We start from the raw sequence: 17,461 nt of genomic DNA, 5'->3' as shown, positions 1-17,461 counted from the left end.
GCACGGTCGCCGTGCCGAAAGTACCGCTGGCGCCCATCGGCGTCGACTCTGTCAGCGGGCGGACGATTTAAGCGCCTCCAGGCGCGGGCGCGCGGGGGTGATGTCGTAGCCGGCGGCCGCCGCTCGGGCGACGAGGTCATCGATGTCACGCCCTGCCGAGGCCTCGGCCATGGCCCAGAGAAAGGCCGAGCGGGTGCCGCTGCGGCAATGGGCGACGACACCGCCCTCGCGCGCCCGGCCGTCGGCCAGGGCTTTGGCGAAGGCCGCAACGGCATCGTCGGTCATCGTCGCCGAGGTTACGGGAATATAGCGATAGTCAATGCCATACTGCGCGGCGAGTGCGGACGCTTCGGCCGATGACAGTTGCCCCGGCTCCTCGCCGTCCGGCCGATTGTTGATGATGGTCGTCACTCCCTGTTCGCTCAAGCTGCGAAGATCGTCGGCATCAATCTGTCCGGCGACGGAAAACGGCGGGTCCAGCGGTTTGGTCGTCATTTGAATTCCCTGATGATTGCATTTTCAGATCTCGACTCAGGTCGCGGCAACTGCACGACTGCGAACGATCCTACACGAATTTGGCCTCGTTGCGACCAGCTCGCAGTACCCTGAGGCGGAAACGATCCGCCGACAGTCCCGTTGAGACACGGCGTTGTCCTGTCCGGAAAATTTAGTTTCGTTATTATTCGCTATCGAAGATCCCTTTGACATTAATAAAGACAACAGCCCTACCACACGAACGAACAATTTCTCAGGCCGCCTTAATTTTGACCAATAGATTCCTTCGATGCCTATCATTCATAATTCGAAAACGGTATGACAGGATGATGGCGATGAAACGGCTTCAGGCTCCGCTTCGGTGAATCCGGTCGGTTTTTTCCGGCGGGGCCCTCGGACGGACCAGTATGCGAGGGCATTCATGCAGCACTGCAAGGTCGATCACGCCGGTTTGCCGATCATAATGTGCCGACGATCTTCGGCACCGCTGGCGACAGAGCACATCGAAAGCGGCGCCTTGTCGTTGCCGCCCATGCTGATAAGGCTCTGGCGCCATTGGCGGATGTGCGGACGAAACGACCGCGCGCCGCGCGCAACGGCGATGGAAATCGACCAGCTGCGTCATCTTGGCTGCCTGACGCGATTCGTCGCACATGTGGTACCGGATGGTCAGCTCGTCAACGAACCGGGCGGCTTTCACGTACTGACGGCGAACCAGCTTCCGTCGCTGGAGGCGTCATCAAGCATGAATGCCGCCAATTCCGAACCCGGCCTCCTCCCGTTTCACCCGGCGGAGGCCAATGAAATGCGGCAAGACTGGCCCCGAATCCTGAACGGCCAACCGGTCCTCAGGGTCGTGGCACTGATATCGGACAGCGTAGAGAGGCCTGTTGCCAGGCTTTGCCTGCCGATTCGCATGCATGCAGGCGCCACGGTCGACTCCATGATTGTCGCCGCGGAGCCGGCGGACATCCATTGCGCCGACATCTGGGGCGGCGCCGACAATGCCGGGGCCATCGGCCACCAGGACTCCGGACCGGCCGGCGTCAATCCCGATAATGCAGGACCCGATAACGCAGGACCCGATAACGCCGGAATGGAACCATCATCATTGCCGCTGGAAACGCGTCTTGCGTTCAAGGCCCGCATTCAAGAGGCGACAAGCGAACTGAAACGTCAGGCCGCCTGCCGACCTGACGCCGAACGCCGGGGAATGCTGCTGGAGGCAGCGCGGCTCCAGCGTCTCGCCCGCAAATACTGAGCCTCGACACCCGTCTTGCGGGCTTATCGCCCCGCTTAACGCAACCGAAACCTTTGCCGCATAGGGTTAACGCTTAGCCATCGATACTGGAGGTGCATCGTCATGACCGGGAACACCCGCATATCGGGCATATATCCGAATTATTTTCGTCATATTGGCGATTCTTGCCGCCCACCCGGTCGACGGCGCGGCACTGGCGCCCGTTAATCCGCTACCCTTTTTGAAATCGGCGGTCAAAGGACCGAAAAATGCTCAAGAACGTACCAATTCGCGTCAAGCTGTTCATTGCACCCGTCATTATTTCATTGCTGATGGTCGGTATCTGGCTCGGCGCCCGTCATGGGTTTGTCCAGCAGGGGGCCGCACTCGACACCGTCGTGAACGAAAACTTCGCCTCGGCCAATGACAGCGCCCGCCTGCTTCAGACTGTCAGCGAAACGCAATCCGACATTTTCCGCCTCATGGTCTGGGGACGGCTTCAGCGCGACGCCGAGGAACTGGACGCAATCCGGGGGTCGATCGACCAGCGGATTGAAGCCGTCACGACACTGGCCGGCACGATCTGGCCCGAATTTGCCGAGCTGAGCGAGGATGAGGACGACTCCGGCGACGTTGAGGCCGACAATGCCATCGTCGAGGAGTTGCACAACTATATCCAGGCAGCGACGCGCGGGGCGGACATGGCGCGCCTGAACCCGACACTGGCCAGTGCCGTCGTCGTCAGCGCGGCGACATCCTACGATAATCTCAGCCAGATGCTGGAAGCCGAATATGACGCAACCGTCGAAGGCGCCCGGCAGCAGCGCGACCGCAGTGCCGAGACGATCGACGAAATCAGCGGATATCTGACGGCCGCTGTCGCGGGTGCCGTCTTCCTTGCGGCACTGCTGACGCTGCTCATGGGCGGCCATATTGCAGGCGCTATTCGGCGCAGCGTCGTGGTGACGTCACGTCTCGCCGAAGGCGACACTGCCGTCGATGTGACGGATACCGATCGAAGGGACGAGATCGGATTGATCAACCGTTCACTACAGGTCTTCAAGGAAAACGCTCTCAAGGTCCAGAATCTGACCGATGAGGAAATTCAGCGCGCCCGCGAGCGTGAAGCCAAGGCCGCGGAGGAGAAGCGCCGGAGTGAAGTTCTGGCCCTTGCCAACGAACTTGAGTCGAACGTCAAGACGGTCGTTGACGGTCTTTCCAAGGCCTCGTCGGAGATGTCGGCCGAGACCGAGACGATGACCCGAAGGGTGGCCGATGCCACCACACAGGCCGATGCGGCCTCGACGGGTTCCCGCGATGCCAGCAACAAGATCACGGCGATGGCGGCGGCGATCGAGGAACTCAGCAGTTCGATCGACGAAGTGGGCAGCCGGGCGTCGGAATCGATGGATATCGCCAACCGCGCGGTGGAAGAGGCAAAATCAACGGACGCCACGGTCGCCAGCCTCAGCGAAGCAGCCCAGCGGATCGACGAGGTGATTGCCCTCATCGACGACATTTCCAAGCAGACCAACCTGCTTGCCCTCAACGCCACGATCGAAGCCGCCCGCGCCGGCGAGGCCGGAAAAGGATTTTCAGTCGTCGCCAGTGAGGTCAAGAGTCTGGCCAATCAGACCGGCAAGGCCACCACTGAAATCGCCACTCAGATCGCGACCATGCAATCGGTGACCAACAACGCGGTAAATGACATTCGCAGCATCGCGAAAACCATTACGTCCATCAGCGAGGTGGCGTCGGCCATTGCGTCGGCTGTCGCGCAGCAGACCTCGGTGACGCGCGAAATCTCCGGAAACGTCCAGCAGGCGTCCGACACCGCCGATCAGGTTGCCGAAAACGTGTCTTCCGTATCAGGGGCGATGGGAGAGACCGGCAAGGCCGCAACCAACGTTCTCCATCAGGCCGAAGGCCTGGCCGAACGCGCTCAGGATCTCGACGCGCAGGTCGGCGAATTCCTGAACCGGCTGCGCGCCGACTAGAAATATTCATTGCTCCGTCATGCCGGCAAAGGGGCGTCGATCGGAAGGAAAAATGGCGAACGCACCGCCCCACCTGATCGTCCCTGACCTGATCAGGGCCCCGATCCGGTTGCACCTGGGGATCTGCACCTGGGGGCGAGCCGTCCGACGCACCCTGTCGCGCGCTTGGACGGGCCCGGAGGGTCGCGTTGCGGCGGTACAGACGGATGGGAATGTGAGAAGTGCGGGCTAGAACGGTGACTGCCCGCCGGCGTGGTCGAACTGAAAAATGGGTTCGAGCGCGTCAGGTCCGTCGATGCTGCAGTCGATGTCGTGGATGTGGCCGTTTTCAAGTGAATAGATCATACCGTGGACGCTCAGCGCGTGGCCACGCGCCCAGGACGACTGGACGGTCCGGGTACGACAGACATTGATCACCTGATGGCGGACGTTCAACTCGGCCAGCCGATCCATCCGCGCATTGTCGGACGGCAGTGCCGCCAGCTCCTGATGATGCAGGCGCTGGATATCCCGGATCGGCTGCAGCCAGTTGTCGACCATGTTGAAGGCCACGCGGTCCAGCGAGGCGCGCACGCCGCCACAGCCGTAGTGGCCGCAAACGATAATGTGGTGGACGCCAAGCGCCCGGACCGCAAATTGCAGCACTGCCAAAAGATTGGAATCGATCGGATGGACCTGATTGGCGATATTGCGGTGAACGAACAGTTCACCCGGATCCATGCCAATGATCTGATTCGCAGGAACCCGCGCGTCCGAACACCCGATCCATAAGTAATCCGGTGTCTGTTGCCGGGCGAGCCTGGCAAAGAAATCGGGATCCTGTTCAGTTTTGCGTGCCGACCATTCCCGGTTTCGCGACAAAAGGTCTTCCAAGGCCGTCATGGTTCTGCACCCTCTCGGAAACGATTCACTGCTGCGATTCTCTGATGCGACAAATTGATGCCGGGCGCGGCACCGCTACAGGCCGGATGCTATGAGCGTCAAAGCCAAATGCAAATCCTTATCGATACCGGACGGCGGATGGTGCGGAAATGGGGACAAAAATGGGTACGACCGTCGCCGCCGGCACCGTAATGGCGGCAATCAACGGACTGCTGGCCGTCGCCATGGGCGCCATCGGCGCCCATGGCGGATCGGGCGAACACTCCGCCACGTCAATCACAACAGGCAGCACATTTCAGCTGGCTCATGCCGGTGCGCTGGTCGGACTCGCGGCGCTGGCCGACCGGACTCCGTCCATTGGACGAGGCCGCGTGCTGCTATCGGGGGCTGTCTGGCTGATCGGCCCGGGCGCCGCCGTATTCGCCGTCGCTCTGTATGCTTCGGCGTTCGGCACGGCCGTCGCCGGTGCCGCCCCGTTCGGCGGACTGGCCATGATTGCGGGTTGGTGCCTGTTGCTGGCCTATGGCGTTCGATCCATTGCCGTGCCGGCCAAAAGCTCGCGCCCATCGGTCCGATCAACGTGGCGATCGACCGGCGAACGACGACCTCCCGATTCCGGAACCGGTTCGGGGCCATAGCCGTCTTCGAAAAGCGACTCCAGCGCTTTCATGACCGTGACCGCCGCATCCCCCTTCAATCCGTAGAATACCGTCTGAGCGCAACGGCGGGTCGCAACCAGTCCATCCTCGCGCAGGCGCGCCAGATGCTGGGACAGGGCCGACTGACTCAACCCGACCAACGGCTCCAATTCGCCAACCGCGTGCTCCCCGCGAGAGAGATGACAAAGGATGCGGAGTCGTCGCTCATTGCCGATCGCCTTCAGGAGCGTCGACGCGTGGCCGGCGTTTTCGCACAATTCCTGGAATGGCACGTTTTGACCCTGGCGCGGCACATCCTGAAATGGCTGCATCGGTCCCATCCGGTTTCCCCGCTGCTGTACGTCCGCACACGACCCGTTGCTTGCCCGGCTCGCTCACGGCTCAATGTGATACGGCTTCGTATATGAACAACAGTGTCGGCGCGAAGTTCCTTCACTGCTTGCATTTTTCTTTGCGCCGCTTCGCCCTATTATCCATTAAGATCGCAGCACTGCTGTTTTGCCGGTCGGCACCATTGACAACGAGTCGTAAATCGCATGTCGCAGCACCGCCTCGATGCCCGGGGACTGAAATGCCCGCTGCCCGTCCTGAAGGCACGGCGGGCCCTTGAATCCGCCCAGCCCGGCGACCGGCTGCTGGTGACCGCGAGCGATCCGGCAGCCAGACGGGATTTCCCGGAATTCTGCGACGCCGCCGGCCATCGGCTCGACTCTATGGACACAGCCACCGATGGCACCATCACACTCAGTATCGTAAAGGGCTCGAAAGGCTCCTGACGCGATGCTCCCGCGATCGATGTCAGCGAAACAGGTCACGAACACAACAGGTTGGTAATGCAGACGGCTTTATTTCAGCATCAAAGCTTCCTCGGTCACGATACCGGCGCCGGCCATCCGGAACGGCCGGAACGGATGACGGCGGTTCACCGCGTGCTGGAGGACGAGGCCTTTGCCTTGCTCGAACGGATCGAGGCGCCCGCCGGAACCGAAGACCAGATACTCGGCGTCCACGCGGCACACCATCTGCAGCGGGTTCAGGCGGCGATGCCGGAATCGGGGCTTGCGATGATCACCGGCGACACCGTTGCCTGCCCGACAACACTCACCTCCGCACTGCATGCCGTCGGCGCCGCCTGCGCCGCCGTGGACGGCGTCGCGGCCGGAACCCTGCGCAACGCGTTCTGCGCCGTTCGTCCGCCCGGTCACCATGCCGAAAGCGACCGGGCAATGGGGTTCTGCTTTTTCAACAATGCCGCAATCGCGGCGCATCATGCCGTCCATCACCATGGCATGGAGCGGGTGGCGGTCCTGGATTTCGACGTTCACCACGGGAACGGAACACAGGAAATTTTCTGGAAACGCCCGGATCTGTTCTACGGCTCGACCCATCAAGAGCACATCTTTCCCGGCACCGGCCGCGCCGACGAGCGGGGCGACCACAATACCATCGTCAATGCACCACTGCCTATGGGCTCCAACGGTGCTGCGATGCTGGCCGCCTTCGACGAGCGCATCCTGCCGGCGCTTCGGACGTTCCATCCGGAATTGATCATCATTTCGGCCGGATTCGACGCACATCGGCTCGACCCGTTGGCAGGGCTCGCATGGACCGAAGACGACTACGAGGCCGTCACGCGGCGGATCATGACGGCGGCCGATGAACTTTGCGGCAGCCGCCTGGTTTCGGTCCTGGAAGGGGGCTATCATCTCGACGCCCTTGCCCACAGCGTCGCCCGGCATTTGCGCCTTCTGATGGAGGCATGATCCCGCGGCGCGGCAGTGTTAACGTCGCACCGCTTGCTACGACCGCGTGCCTTGCCTAGAGTGTGGCCGGACCGCAGCCGCCGGATGGCCGGCGGGCTGCGATGATGTTCAGGAACGTCGCTTTTTTCGTCGGGAGTATCCATGGCCGGGCAATCCACTCAGCCGCCAAAGATCGACAAGATGAGTTTCGAAGACGCCCTGGCCGAATTGGAAGCCATCGTGCGCCGACTCGAAAGTGGAGAGGTGAAGCTCGACGACGCGATCGCCGCTTACGAGCGCGGCGCATCGTTGCGTGCCCATTGCGAAGCCAAACTGCGGGAAGCACAGGCCAAGGTCGAGAAAATCACGCGCGACTCCGACGGTACCGTCACGGCCGAAAGCGCCGACATCCAATGACATCAAACCATACCCCGAAGGCCGGCGACGAGGTCCAGAGCCTGATGGCCGACGCTGCCGAACAGGTGGAAGTCGTCCTCAATCGCCTGTTGCCCCGGCTGCGCGGCCCCGAAGCACGCCTTTCCGATGCCATGCGCTATGCGGTGCTGGGGGGCGGCAAACGGTTACGGCCGTTCCTCGTGCTGTCCAGTGCGGATCTTTTCGGTGTTGCCCATGGCTGTGCCCTGCGCGTTGCCGCTGCCATCGAATGCATCCACTGCTATTCACTGGTTCATGACGACCTGCCTGCGATGGACGATGACGACCTGCGGCGCGGCAAGCCGACGCTGCACATCGAATACGACGACGCCACGGCAATACTTGCCGGCGATGCGCTGCAGGCCCTAGCCTTCGAGATCCTGGCCCATTCCGACACCCACGAGGATCCGACCGTGCGCTGCCGGCTGATCGCCGCACTGGCGCACGCCGCCGGAGCCGGAGGCATGGTCGGCGGCCAGATGATGGACCTCGCCGCAGAGAACGAGGCATTCGATATCGGAGCGATCACGCGGCTGCAGCGGCTCAAGACCGGCGAACTCTTCGCGTTTTCCTGTGAAAGCGGCGCCATCATGGGCCGTGCCGACGAAAACCGGCGCCACGCCATGCACGCCTATGCGCATGATGTCGGATTGGCATTTCAGATTGCCGACGATCTGCTGGATGTCGAGAGCACGGCAGAGCAAGCCGGCAAGGCGGTCGGCAAGGATGCAAACGCCGGCAAAGCGACCTTCGTATCGGAACTCGGCACCGAGCGCGCGCGCCATCAGGCGGGAATACTGGCCGAACAGGCCATCCGCCATCTGGATGTCTTCGACGATCGTGCCAATGTGTTCAGGGAAATCGCCCGCTTCGTCGTCAATCGCCGCAATTGACCAACGGGCGCCGCACCGGTCGCGCATCGGCGCGGCAGCTCGGACCCGGCTAGGAGAAGATCGACCATGGCCCCTGCCACCCCCCTTCTGGACAAGATTCTCTCACCGCGCGAATTGCGTCTGCTGTCCTCGCGGCAACTTGGTCAGGTGGCGGAAGAACTGCGGGCGGAGACGATCGACGCCGTCTCGGTAACGGGGGGGCATCTGGGCGCAGGGCTCGGCGTCGTGGAACTCACGGTCGCGCTGCATTATCTGTTCGAGACGCCTGACGACCGGATCATTTGGGATGTCGGCCATCAGTGTTACCCGCACAAGATCCTGACCGGCCGGCGCGACCGCATCCGCACGCTGCGCAAGGGGGGCGGGCTGAGCGGCTTTACCAAGCGCTCGGAAAGCAACTACGACCCCTTCGGCGCCGCCCACAGTTCGACCTCGATATCGGCCGGACTCGGCATGGCTGTGGCCCGCGATCTTTCCGGGCGCGATAACAACGTCGTCTGTGTTATCGGCGACGGCGCGATGACCGCCGGCATGGCGTACGAGGCCATGAATAACGCCGGGGCGATGGACAGCCGCCTCATCGTCATCCTTAACGACAACGATATGTCCATTGCCCCGCCCGTCGGCGCCATGAGCGGCTATCTGTCGCGACTGGTTTCGTCGCGCCGCTACCGGTCGCTGCGCGCCATCATGAAGGATCTGGCCGAGAAGTTTCCCCGGCCGATACAAACGGCCGCCCGCCGGGCCGAGGAATACGCGCGCGGTATGGTCACCGGCGGTACCCTGTTCGAAGAGTTGGGCTTTTACTATGTCGGGCCGATCGACGGTCACAACATCGACCATCTGCTGCCCGTACTCGAAAATGTCCGGGACTCCCGCGACGGGCCGGTTCTGGTCCATGTCGTCACGCAGAAGGGCAAAGGGTACAGCCACGCGGAAAATGCGGCCGACAAGTACCACGGGGTCTCGCGCTTCGACGTCGTCACCGGCACACAAGCCAAGACCAAGGCCAATGCCCCTGCCTATACACGCGTCTTTGCCGACAGTCTGATCAGCGAGGCCGAGCGCGACGAACGGGTCGTGGCGATCACCGCGGCCATGCCCTCGGGAACGGGTCTCAATCTTTTCCAGGAACGCTTTCCCTCCCGCTGTTTCGATGTCGGTATAGCCGAGCAGCACGGCGTCACCTTCGCGGCCGGCCTTGCGTCCGAGGGAATGCGCCCCTTCGCCTGCATCTACTCGACCTTCCTGCAGCGGGCCTACGACCAGATCGTGCACGATGTCGCCATCCAGTCGCTGCCGGTCCGTTTCGCGATCGACCGGGCGGGACTGGTTGGCGCCGACGGCCAAACCCATGCCGGGAGTTTCGACGTCGCCTATCTGGGATGCTTGCCCGGTTTCGTGCTGATGGCGGCCGCCGACGAGGCCGAGCTGCGCCACATGGTGGCAACCCAGATCGGCATCGACGATCGACCGTCGGCCCTGCGCTATCCCCGCGGAGAAGGCCGGGGCGTCGACCTTCCCGAGACCGGCACGGCGATAGAGATCGGCCGGGGGCGGGTTCTGGCCGAAGGAACCAAAATTGCGCTGCTGAGCTATGGCGGCCGGCTCGGCGAATGTCTGACCGCGGCGGAAGAACTGGGTGCCCGCGGCCTCAGCACCACGGTGGCCGATGCGCGCTTCGCAAAGCCGCTGGATCACGATCTGATCCGCCGCCTCACCCGTGAACACGAAGTCATGATCACCATCGAAGAAGGATCGATCGGCGGCTTCGGTTCCCAGGTTCTGCATTTCATGGCACTGGACGGGCTGCTGGACGGCGGTGTCAAGCTGCGTCCCATGGTCCTGCCGGATCGATTCATCGACCATGACAAGCCCGAGGCGCAGTACCAGCAGGCCGGGCTGACAGCGCGCGATATCGTCGCCACGGCCCTGGCAACGCTCGAACACGGCAGTTCGAGCGCCTCGATCCGGGCATAGGCACACCATGCCCCCCCATTCAGGAGTCCGGGCAGGATCCCGGTCAGCACCGCGCGAACGCGCCGACCAGCTGCTCGTCGACCGGGGGTTGGCCGACAGCCGCAGCCGCGCTCAGGCACTGATCATGGCGGGCCTGGTCTTCAGCGAGACGACCCGGATCGACAAGCCGGGGTCGCGGCTTGCCGGTGACGCTCCACTATCGCTCAAGGGGCGCGATCATCCCTGGGTCAGCCGTGGCGGCCTGAAGCTGGAAAAGGCGCTGAGCGCATTCGACATCGACCCGAGCGATGCCACTGCCATCGATGTCGGGGCGTCGACCGGCGGGTTTACCGACGTGCTGCTGAGCCGCGGCGCCCATCACGTCTATGCCGTGGATGTCGGCCACGGGCAACTGGCCTGGCGTATTCGCCAGGACGAGCGGGTCACCGTCCTGGAGCGCACGAACGCCCGATTCCTGTCGACCGCCGAAGTGCCAGAACCGGTCGATCTGATCGTTTGCGATGCCAGTTTCATCGGACTGAAAGTCGTGTTGCCGGCGGCGATGGCGCTGGCGGCGCCGGACGCCAAACTCATCGCCCTCATCAAACCGCAATTCGAAGTCGGCAGAGGCCGGGTCGGCAAGGGCGGTGTGGTGCGCGATCCCGCCTTGCATACCGAAGTATGCGCAGGCATCGAGGCATGGCTGACGGCGACGCCCGGCTGGGCCAGCCTCGGCGTTGTCGAAAGCCCGATCACAGGCCCCGAAGGCAATGTCGAGTTTCTGATCGGCGGCCACTACGCCGAAGGGCGCCACCCATCAGGCGACGGCGAATCGGGAGTAGCCGACCGGTGACCCTCTGGCTGCTGCTCGGCGGTCTGGTTCTGGGGCTGGTTTTCGGGCCGTCGCTGTGGGTCCGTCGCGTTCTCAGCCGTCACGACCGCACGCGCAATGACTTTCCCGGCACCGGCGGGGAACTCGCCCGCCACCTGTTGGACGAAGCCGATCTGCAGAACGTCGTCCTCGAAGATGCCACTACCGGTGATCATTACGACACGGATGCAAAGGCCGTGCGGCTGACACCGCGCGTTATGGGTGGACGTTCCGTCACCGCCGTAGCGGTGGCCGCGCACGAGGTTGGGCATGCCATCCAGGACCGCGACGGTTTCGCACCGCTTCGATACCGCAACACAGTGTTGTCTTCGGCTCGGACCATGCAACGCGTGGGGCTGGCGGTCATGGTGCTGGCACCAGTTTTCGGTGCCGTCGCCGGTTCGCCGGTGGCCGCAGCCCTGCCGCTCGTCGTCGGTGTCCTGATACGCGGGTCAGCGGTCCTGGCGGCCCTGGCCGCTTTGCCGAGCGAGTTCGACGCCAGTTTCCAGAAGGCGCTGCCCATTCTGCGCGAGGGCGGCTATCTGGACGAGCGCGACATCCAGGCAGCTTCCGCCGTCCTGCGCGCAGCGGCGTTCTCTTATGTAGCCAACGCCGCCGTTCAGATCATCTTTGCCGGCCGTGGCGGTCTGCGCTTCTGACTGGATAATGCCCTGCGCTGCCGGCTAAAGCGCCGGCGCGAACGGCATATGCAGGGTCATCGCCTCCGGGTAACGCAGCATCGGCAGTATAGGCGCATAAGGCCGCCCCATAGGCCCCAGAACCTCAAGCCCCAGGCGCTCGTACAACGACGCCGTGGGCGCGCTCGACCGCGCTCCGAAGGAAAGACGTTCGGTCACGGAGGCCATCAGGTCGTCCAGAAAGTCCGGTTCCTCTGGCAACAGCCGCATCGTCATCGGCTCATCAGCACCGACCGAGAGCAGATCGCGGATTTCGTCCCGAGCCCGGTGCAGACCACCAAGGCTGTCGACGAGGCCCAGATCGGCGGCCTGCAGCCCGGTCCAGACGCGGCCACCTGCCAGATCGGCGACCCGGGCGTGCGGCATGTCGCGGCCGCTGGCCACTCGGTCGAGAAACGCGGCATGAAGGTCATCGACCGAAGCCTGAAGAATCTCCAGCTGTTCCGGCGAGAACGGCGTCGCGAACGACCACATGTCGGCGTTGCGGCCCTCGCGGATCGTTTCGACCGTCACGCCCAGGCGTTCAGCCAACGGTCCGAGCGTGACCTTGCCGCTGAATACACCGATGGATCCCGTCAGCGTGGTGGGCGTCGCCACGATCCGATCGGCATGAACGGCGACCCAGTACCCGCCCGACGCCGCCGACGCGCCCATGGAGACCACGGTGGCCAGACCGCTGTCGCGCGCCCGGGACAGGGCGTTGGCGATCAGTTCCGATCCGATCGCCGACCCGCCACCGGTGTCCAGCCGCAAAAGCACTGCGTCGAATTCGTCGGCCGAGATGACGTCGTCGATCGTTTCCGCCACCGATGTCGCGGACATGGTATCGAAAAGGCCGCCAGGTGCCTGATCGGCTTCGCGTTCCAGAATCATGCCATCGGCATGGATCAGCGCGACGCGGATTGGTCCGGATACCTCATCCGATTCACGGCCAGCATCCGCCGGGTCAATCCCGTTCTCGCCATCCGCCACGGGCAGCGAAAGGTAATCCTTCGCGGTCATTTCGACCATATCGGCGCCGAACCACGCTTCCATCCGATCGGCAAGCGCCCGGTCGCCGCCCAGCGTATCCACCAGCCCGCCTGACTGCGCAGCGGCCGCAGGCAGCGGGCCAGCGTCAATCAGGGCCGCGACGTCCCGAGCGCCGATGCCGCGATTTTCCGCGATGGTGTTGGTCAGGACAGCGAACGACGCCTCAAGAATGGAGTCGAGCATTTCCCGATGTTCTTCGCTCAGCGCGTTTCCCGTCAGGGTTTCAGGGAAGGTCTTGTAAGGACCGCTGCGCACGAACTGGACCGATACGCCAAGATCGTCGAGAGCCTCACCGGCAAAGATGGGCTGCGCCGCCAACCCGGTAAGCCCCAGCGCGCCGATCGGGCGCAGGATGATCCGGTCGAACGCGCTGGCAACCATATAGGACGCATTGGCCGGCCCCGGAGCGCCGAACGAGTCCGCAAAGGCCACCGTGGGCTTGTCGCTTTCCTGGAATCGCTCGATCGCCGCCTCGATTTCACTGGCCATCGAAAGACCGAAGACGTCGCCGCCAAATCGGGCGCTAACCCCCAGGACGCGGGGATCGTTCGCCGCCCTTTCCAGCGCGCTTTCCAGCTCGTACAACGTCAGCGGTTGCCCGCCCAGCAACGCCTCTATTCCGCCACCGTTCGGCCGGACATCGACCGGGGCATCCCGCAGATCGAGACTGAGCACGATCCGGTCCGGTGGCGGTGGACGGCTATCGGCCAGAAAGATGTGGTATGCAGCGATTCCGCCGCCCAGCGCGCCGACGAGAAACAGGAGTCCGATGACGGCAAACAATCGAACGATAAAACGCCACATTCTACATCCTATCCGGGCAGAGGCAGAAGAAGATCAGGGCTTGAAGGGTTCGGGCCGGCTCCGCGGATGGCAACAAACCAGCTAGCGATTCAGGGCGTGATACTCGGAATTCGGGATCATATCCACCCCGGTCGCAACCCTGTTGGACATATTGAAGAAGCCGATCACGTCGCAGAGGTCGAAAAAGGCATCGCCGACGATGCCGACAGCCGCCAGTTGATCGCGATCCGTGGCCGTGACGGCGGAAGGATCGACGGTCAGCTTCCAGGCAAAGTCGCACATGGCGCGCTGGCGCTCGGGCAGTTCCGCCACCCGGTGGTTCATCACCATCATCTCACCGAGTTGCGGGTCTCCCGACAACCGGCGAACAGCCTGGCCATGAGCCACCTGACAATAATAGCAGCGATTGGCCGACGAGACGACGACGGCAACCATCTCGCGCTCCAGCTTGGTCAGCGGACTGTCACCCAGCATCAGTTCATTATAGGTGGCGATAAAAGTCCGCAATTTTGCCGGCCTGCTGGCATAGGCGCGAAGTACATTGGGCACGAAACCCAGTTTTTCGACGCAGACGTTGAAATATTCCTGTAAATCCTCGTCCAGTGTGGACGGGTCGGGAACCGGCAATGCCATGACGTGATCCGGCTGCGGCATGGAGAAATTCCTTTCGCGGCTTTTTCCGATCCGGGGTTCGCTCGCTGGACGCCTAGAGATCGCCGGCGCCGAACTCGGCTTCATAATGCGCTTTCAGCCGGCGCATGGCGATCATCGTATTGCGCATCAGAACCGAAACGGTGACAGGCCCGACACCGCCAGGGACCGGCGTGATCCAGCCGGCGTGCTCGACGCAGCTATCGTAGTCCACATCGCCGACGACGATCTTGCGCCCGTCAGGCCCATCGACCTCGTTGATGCCGATATCGATGATCGCCGCTCCCGGCTTGACCATCTCGCCGGTCAGCAGCCGGGGCCGTCCCACCGCGACGAAGACGGCATCGGCTCGACGGGTGTGGATCTGCAGATTGCGCGTCATATGATGGCAGACGGTGACAGTCGCCCCCTCGGCCATCAGCAGAAAGGCGATCGGCTTGCCGACGATCTCGGAATGGCCGACCACGACGACCTCAAGCCCCTTGAGCTCCAGATTGGTCCGTTTCAGCATTTCGACCGACGCCATGGCCGTGCAAGGGGCAAGATCGAGTTCATTGTAGACGATGTTTCCGATCGATGTCGGGTGCATTCCCTCCACGTCCTTCAGCGGATGGACGGCAATTTGCAGCGCCTTGACCGATATGTGCCGGGGGACGGGGCGCTGGATGATAATCCCGGTCACGGTGGGATCGACGTTCATCGCCCTGATCGCCGCGAGCAGTTCCTGCTGGCCGACATTCTCCGGAAAGTTCCGCTCTTCAAACACGATGCCGATTCGTTCGGCGATACGGCGCTGGTTGCGGACATAGACATCGACGGCGGTGACATCGCCCACCGTGATCGACATGAGCTTGGGACTCCAGGACGTCTTCTTGAGCGCCTCGACCTCGGCGGCAACGCCCGCCAGAATTTCGTCGGCGACCGCGCGTCCGCGCAGATCCCGGTTGCTCATGTCTTCCCCCTGTTCGTTGATGGCATCGTCGTTGGTGGCGGCGGTCCGGCCGCCGGAGACCGAATCTGATCGATTGCTACAGCCCCTGATCCGGCCGCAAGGCACGCTGTCTCATCCAGTGATCGGCCAGCACCAAAGCCATCATGGCTTCGCCGACCGGCACGGCGCGGATCCCGACACAGGGGTCATGGCGGCCGCGCGTCTGCACATCGGTCTCCTGGCCGTCGGAGGTGATGCTTCGCCGCGGCACAAGGATCGAACTGGTCGGCTTGACGGCGAACCGGCAGACGACATCCTGGCCAGAGGAAATCCCGCCGAGCACACCTCCGGCATGGTTCGAGCCGAAGACCGTCTCGCCGCCGGCGCCGAGGCGCATCTCGTCGGCGTTTTCCTCGCCCCGCAATGCTGCGGCAGCGAAGCCGTCGCCGATCTCCACGCCCTTGACGGCGTTGATTGTCATCATTGCGCGCGCCAGATCGCCGTCGAGTTTGTCATAGATCGGCTCGCCGAGGCCGGCCGGGACGCCACTGGCGACGACTTCGATCACGGCGCCGATACTGCTGCCCGCCTTGCGGATTTCCCCAAGCCGGGCGTCCCATACCGGCACCGTTTCCGGATCCGGACAGAAGAAATCGTTGGCGTCGACCGCCGACCAGTCCCAACGCGACCGGTCAACGCCGCTGTCGCCGATGGCCACCAGCGCGCCCCGGATCGAGACACCCGACAAGACCTTGCGGGCGATCGCGCCCGCAGCGACCCTGGCCGCCGTCTCGCGCGCCGACGACCGACCGCCCCCGCGATGATCGCGGATGCCGTATTTGCGGTCGTAGGTGTAGTCTGCATGACCGGGCCGGTAGGTCTGCGCGATAGTGCCATAGTCCTTGCTGCGCTGATCGGTGTTCTCGATCATCAGCGAAATCGGCGTCCCCGTCGTCCGCCCCTCGAATACGCCGGACAGGATACGCACCGCATCGGGTTCGCGCCGCTGGGTCGTGTATTTGGATTGCCCAGGACGCCGCCGGTCCAGAAAGTGCTGAATGTCGGCTTCGCCCAATTCGATTCCGGGCGGGCAGCCATCGACAACCACGCCAAGCGCCGGCCCGTGGCTTTCGCCCCAGGTCGTGAAGCGGAACAAGGTGCCGAAGCTGTTACCGGCCATGCCATCAGTCTTTCGTGGTGTCGTTGGCTCAAGCGGCCTGTGAGGGTCTCGGCTGCTGCCCGGCGGTCTATTCCTGCTCGCGCTGTACGCTCAGCGACCGCAGCAATTCCGCCGACTCAGCCGCCATGTCTTCCGCGACCATGCCGACGGTATGATAGCCGCAATCCACGTGATGGACCTCGCCTGTGACACCGCTGCCCAGATCGGACAACAGGTATACCCCGGCGTTGCCGACCTCGTTGATGGTGACGTTGCGCTTCAGCGGCGCGTTATATTGATTCCATTTGAGGATATAGCGGAAATCCCCGATGCCGCTGGCGGCCAGAGTGCGGATCGGCCCTGCCGAAACCGCGTTGACGCGGATGTTCCGCCCTCCGACATCGGTTGCGAGATAGCGGACACTTGCTTCGAGCGCCGCCTTGGCGACCCCCATGACGTTATAGTGCGGCATGACTCGCTCGGCGCCGTAATAGGTCAGGGTCAGCAGCGAGCCGCCCTCGTTCATCATCGGCACCGCACGCTGCGCTACGGCCGTAAAGCTGTAGCAGGAGATATCCATCGTCCGCAGAAAATTGTCGCGCGAGGTCTTCAAATAGTAACCGTCGAGTTCCGACTTGTCGGAATAGGCGACCGCATGAACGACGAAATCAATGGATCCCCATTTCTCACCCAGAATCTCGAACACGTTATCGATACTGGCGTCATCCGTAACGTCGCAGGGAATGATCAGGTCCGACCCGGCCTGCGCGGCCAGCGGCCGTACGCGTTTGGCCAGCGCTTCACCCTGATAGGTAAAGGCCAGTTCCGCCCCATGAGCGGCGCAAGCCGAGGCAATCCCCCAGGCGATCGAGCGATCGTTGGCCACACCCATGATCAGGCCGCGCTTTCCGGCCATGAGCGGAGTTTGTACGGACATAAACGGGCCTCATCCACCTTGCTGAACGGTCATGGCCGGCCGCAATGATGGGCCTGCCTTCGGCGTGCGCCGGCCG

The 17,461-nt window shown here is 63.2% G+C and carries 18 protein-coding genes; 10 read left to right on the top strand and 8 right to left on the bottom strand.

Features of this window, described 5'->3' with window-relative positions:
• Positions 1-51: 51 nt before the first annotated feature.
• Positions 52-495 carry a TIGR01244 family sulfur transferase gene (locus ABZ728_RS19430; protein WP_366657965.1) on the bottom strand — a complete coding sequence of 148 codons (444 nt, stop codon included), beginning with the start codon at positions 493-495 and terminating at the stop codon, positions 52-54.
• Positions 496-916: 421 nt separating this feature from the next.
• Here ABZ728_RS19430 and ABZ728_RS19425 point away from each other — a divergent pair, with 421 nt between their 5' ends.
• Both ABZ728_RS19425 and ABZ728_RS19420 read left to right on the top strand, forming a co-directional pair.
• Positions 917-1,756, top strand: coding sequence for a hypothetical protein (locus ABZ728_RS19425; RefSeq protein ID WP_366657964.1), 840 nt, complete (start codon positions 917-919; stop codon positions 1,754-1,756).
• 248 nt (positions 1,757-2,004) lie between these two features.
• Positions 2,005-3,732, top strand: a complete 1,728-nt coding sequence (locus ABZ728_RS19420; protein WP_366657963.1) for a methyl-accepting chemotaxis protein — start codon at positions 2,005-2,007, stop codon at positions 3,730-3,732.
• Positions 3,733-3,960: 228 nt separating this feature from the next.
• Here ABZ728_RS19420 and ABZ728_RS19415 read toward each other — a convergent pair whose 3' ends face one another.
• Complete coding sequence (locus ABZ728_RS19415; RefSeq protein ID WP_366657962.1) at positions 3,961-4,614, bottom strand: carbonic anhydrase; 654 nt, start codon at positions 4,612-4,614, stop codon at positions 3,961-3,963.
• Positions 4,615-4,763: 149 nt separating this feature from the next.
• Here ABZ728_RS19415 and ABZ728_RS19410 point away from each other — a divergent pair, with 149 nt between their 5' ends.
• Positions 4,764-5,252, top strand: coding sequence for a DUF423 domain-containing protein (locus ABZ728_RS19410; RefSeq protein ID WP_366657961.1), 489 nt, complete (start codon positions 4,764-4,766; stop codon positions 5,250-5,252).
• On the opposite strand, the gene ABZ728_RS19405 is transcribed toward ABZ728_RS19410, so the two are convergent.
• Positions 5,135-5,545: a metalloregulator ArsR/SmtB family transcription factor gene (locus ABZ728_RS19405; protein ID WP_366658098.1), complete on the bottom strand. Its 411-nt coding sequence runs from the start codon at positions 5,543-5,545 to the stop codon at positions 5,135-5,137. The two genes, ABZ728_RS19410 and ABZ728_RS19405, sit on opposite strands and share 118 nt — an antisense overlap.
• A 264-nt stretch (positions 5,546-5,809) precedes the next feature.
• Here ABZ728_RS19405 and ABZ728_RS19400 point away from each other — a divergent pair, with 264 nt between their 5' ends.
• The 7 genes from ABZ728_RS19400 to ABZ728_RS19370 all read left to right on the top strand — a co-directional run bounded on the left by ABZ728_RS19400 (position 5,810) and on the right by ABZ728_RS19370 (position 11,832).
• Positions 5,810-6,049 carry a sulfurtransferase TusA family protein gene (locus ABZ728_RS19400; RefSeq protein WP_366657960.1) on the top strand — a complete coding sequence of 80 codons (240 nt, stop codon included), beginning with the start codon at positions 5,810-5,812 and terminating at the stop codon, positions 6,047-6,049.
• A gap of 57 nt (positions 6,050-6,106) precedes the next feature.
• Complete coding sequence (locus ABZ728_RS19395; RefSeq protein WP_366657959.1) at positions 6,107-7,036, top strand: histone deacetylase family protein; 930 nt, start codon at positions 6,107-6,109, stop codon at positions 7,034-7,036.
• A gap of 141 nt (positions 7,037-7,177) precedes the next feature.
• Positions 7,178-7,432, top strand: coding sequence for an exodeoxyribonuclease VII small subunit (locus ABZ728_RS19390; protein ID WP_366657958.1), 255 nt, complete (start codon positions 7,178-7,180; stop codon positions 7,430-7,432).
• A complete protein-coding gene (locus ABZ728_RS19385) occupies positions 7,429-8,343 on the top strand; it encodes a polyprenyl synthetase family protein (protein ID WP_366657957.1) in 915 nt (304 codons plus the stop codon). Before ABZ728_RS19390 ends, ABZ728_RS19385 begins: the two co-directional genes overlap by 4 nt.
• Positions 8,344-8,409: 66 nt before the next feature.
• Positions 8,410-10,323, top strand: a complete 1,914-nt coding sequence (gene dxs / locus ABZ728_RS19380; RefSeq protein ID WP_366657956.1) for a 1-deoxy-D-xylulose-5-phosphate synthase — start codon at positions 8,410-8,412, stop codon at positions 10,321-10,323.
• 7 nt (positions 10,324-10,330) lie between these two features.
• Positions 10,331-11,155 (top strand): TlyA family RNA methyltransferase, encoded by an 825-nt coding sequence (locus tag ABZ728_RS19375; RefSeq protein ID WP_366657955.1) that lies wholly within the window; start codon positions 10,331-10,333, stop codon positions 11,153-11,155.
• Positions 11,152-11,832: a zinc metallopeptidase gene (locus ABZ728_RS19370; RefSeq protein ID WP_366657954.1), complete on the top strand. Its 681-nt coding sequence runs from the start codon at positions 11,152-11,154 to the stop codon at positions 11,830-11,832. Before ABZ728_RS19375 ends, ABZ728_RS19370 begins: the two co-directional genes overlap by 4 nt.
• 24 nt (positions 11,833-11,856) lie before the next feature.
• On the opposite strand, the gene ABZ728_RS19365 is transcribed toward ABZ728_RS19370, so the two are convergent.
• The 5 genes from ABZ728_RS19365 to fabI all read right to left on the bottom strand — a co-directional run bounded on the left by ABZ728_RS19365 (position 11,857) and on the right by fabI (position 17,385).
• A complete protein-coding gene (locus tag ABZ728_RS19365; protein ID WP_366657953.1) occupies positions 11,857-13,707 on the bottom strand; it encodes a S49 family peptidase in 1,851 nt (616 codons plus the stop codon).
• Between the two features lie 81 nt (positions 13,708-13,788).
• Complete coding sequence (locus tag ABZ728_RS19360; protein WP_366657951.1) at positions 13,789-14,361, bottom strand: peroxidase-related enzyme; 573 nt, start codon at positions 14,359-14,361, stop codon at positions 13,789-13,791.
• Between the two features lie 52 nt (positions 14,362-14,413).
• Entirely contained in the window at positions 14,414-15,310 is an 897-nt protein-coding gene (locus tag ABZ728_RS19355; RefSeq protein ID WP_366657949.1) for a bifunctional 5,10-methylenetetrahydrofolate dehydrogenase/5,10-methenyltetrahydrofolate cyclohydrolase, read from the bottom strand.
• Between the two features lie 76 nt (positions 15,311-15,386).
• On the bottom strand, positions 15,387-16,469 hold the full coding sequence (gene aroC, locus ABZ728_RS19350; RefSeq protein ID WP_366657947.1) for a chorismate synthase: 1,083 nt from the start codon (positions 16,467-16,469) through the stop codon (positions 15,387-15,389).
• A gap of 67 nt (positions 16,470-16,536) precedes the next feature.
• Entirely contained in the window at positions 16,537-17,385 is an 849-nt protein-coding gene (gene fabI, locus ABZ728_RS19345; protein WP_366657946.1) for an enoyl-ACP reductase FabI, read from the bottom strand.
• Positions 17,386-17,461: the final 76 nt, after the last annotated feature.

It is taken from the genome of Fodinicurvata sp. EGI_FJ10296 (genome assembly GCF_040712075.1).
GTDB lineage: Bacteria > Pseudomonadota > Alphaproteobacteria > DSM-16000 > Inquilinaceae > JBFCVL01.
The sequence above is the reverse complement of the archived record's forward strand: the minus strand, read 5'-3'. Positions and strand labels throughout refer to the sequence as shown.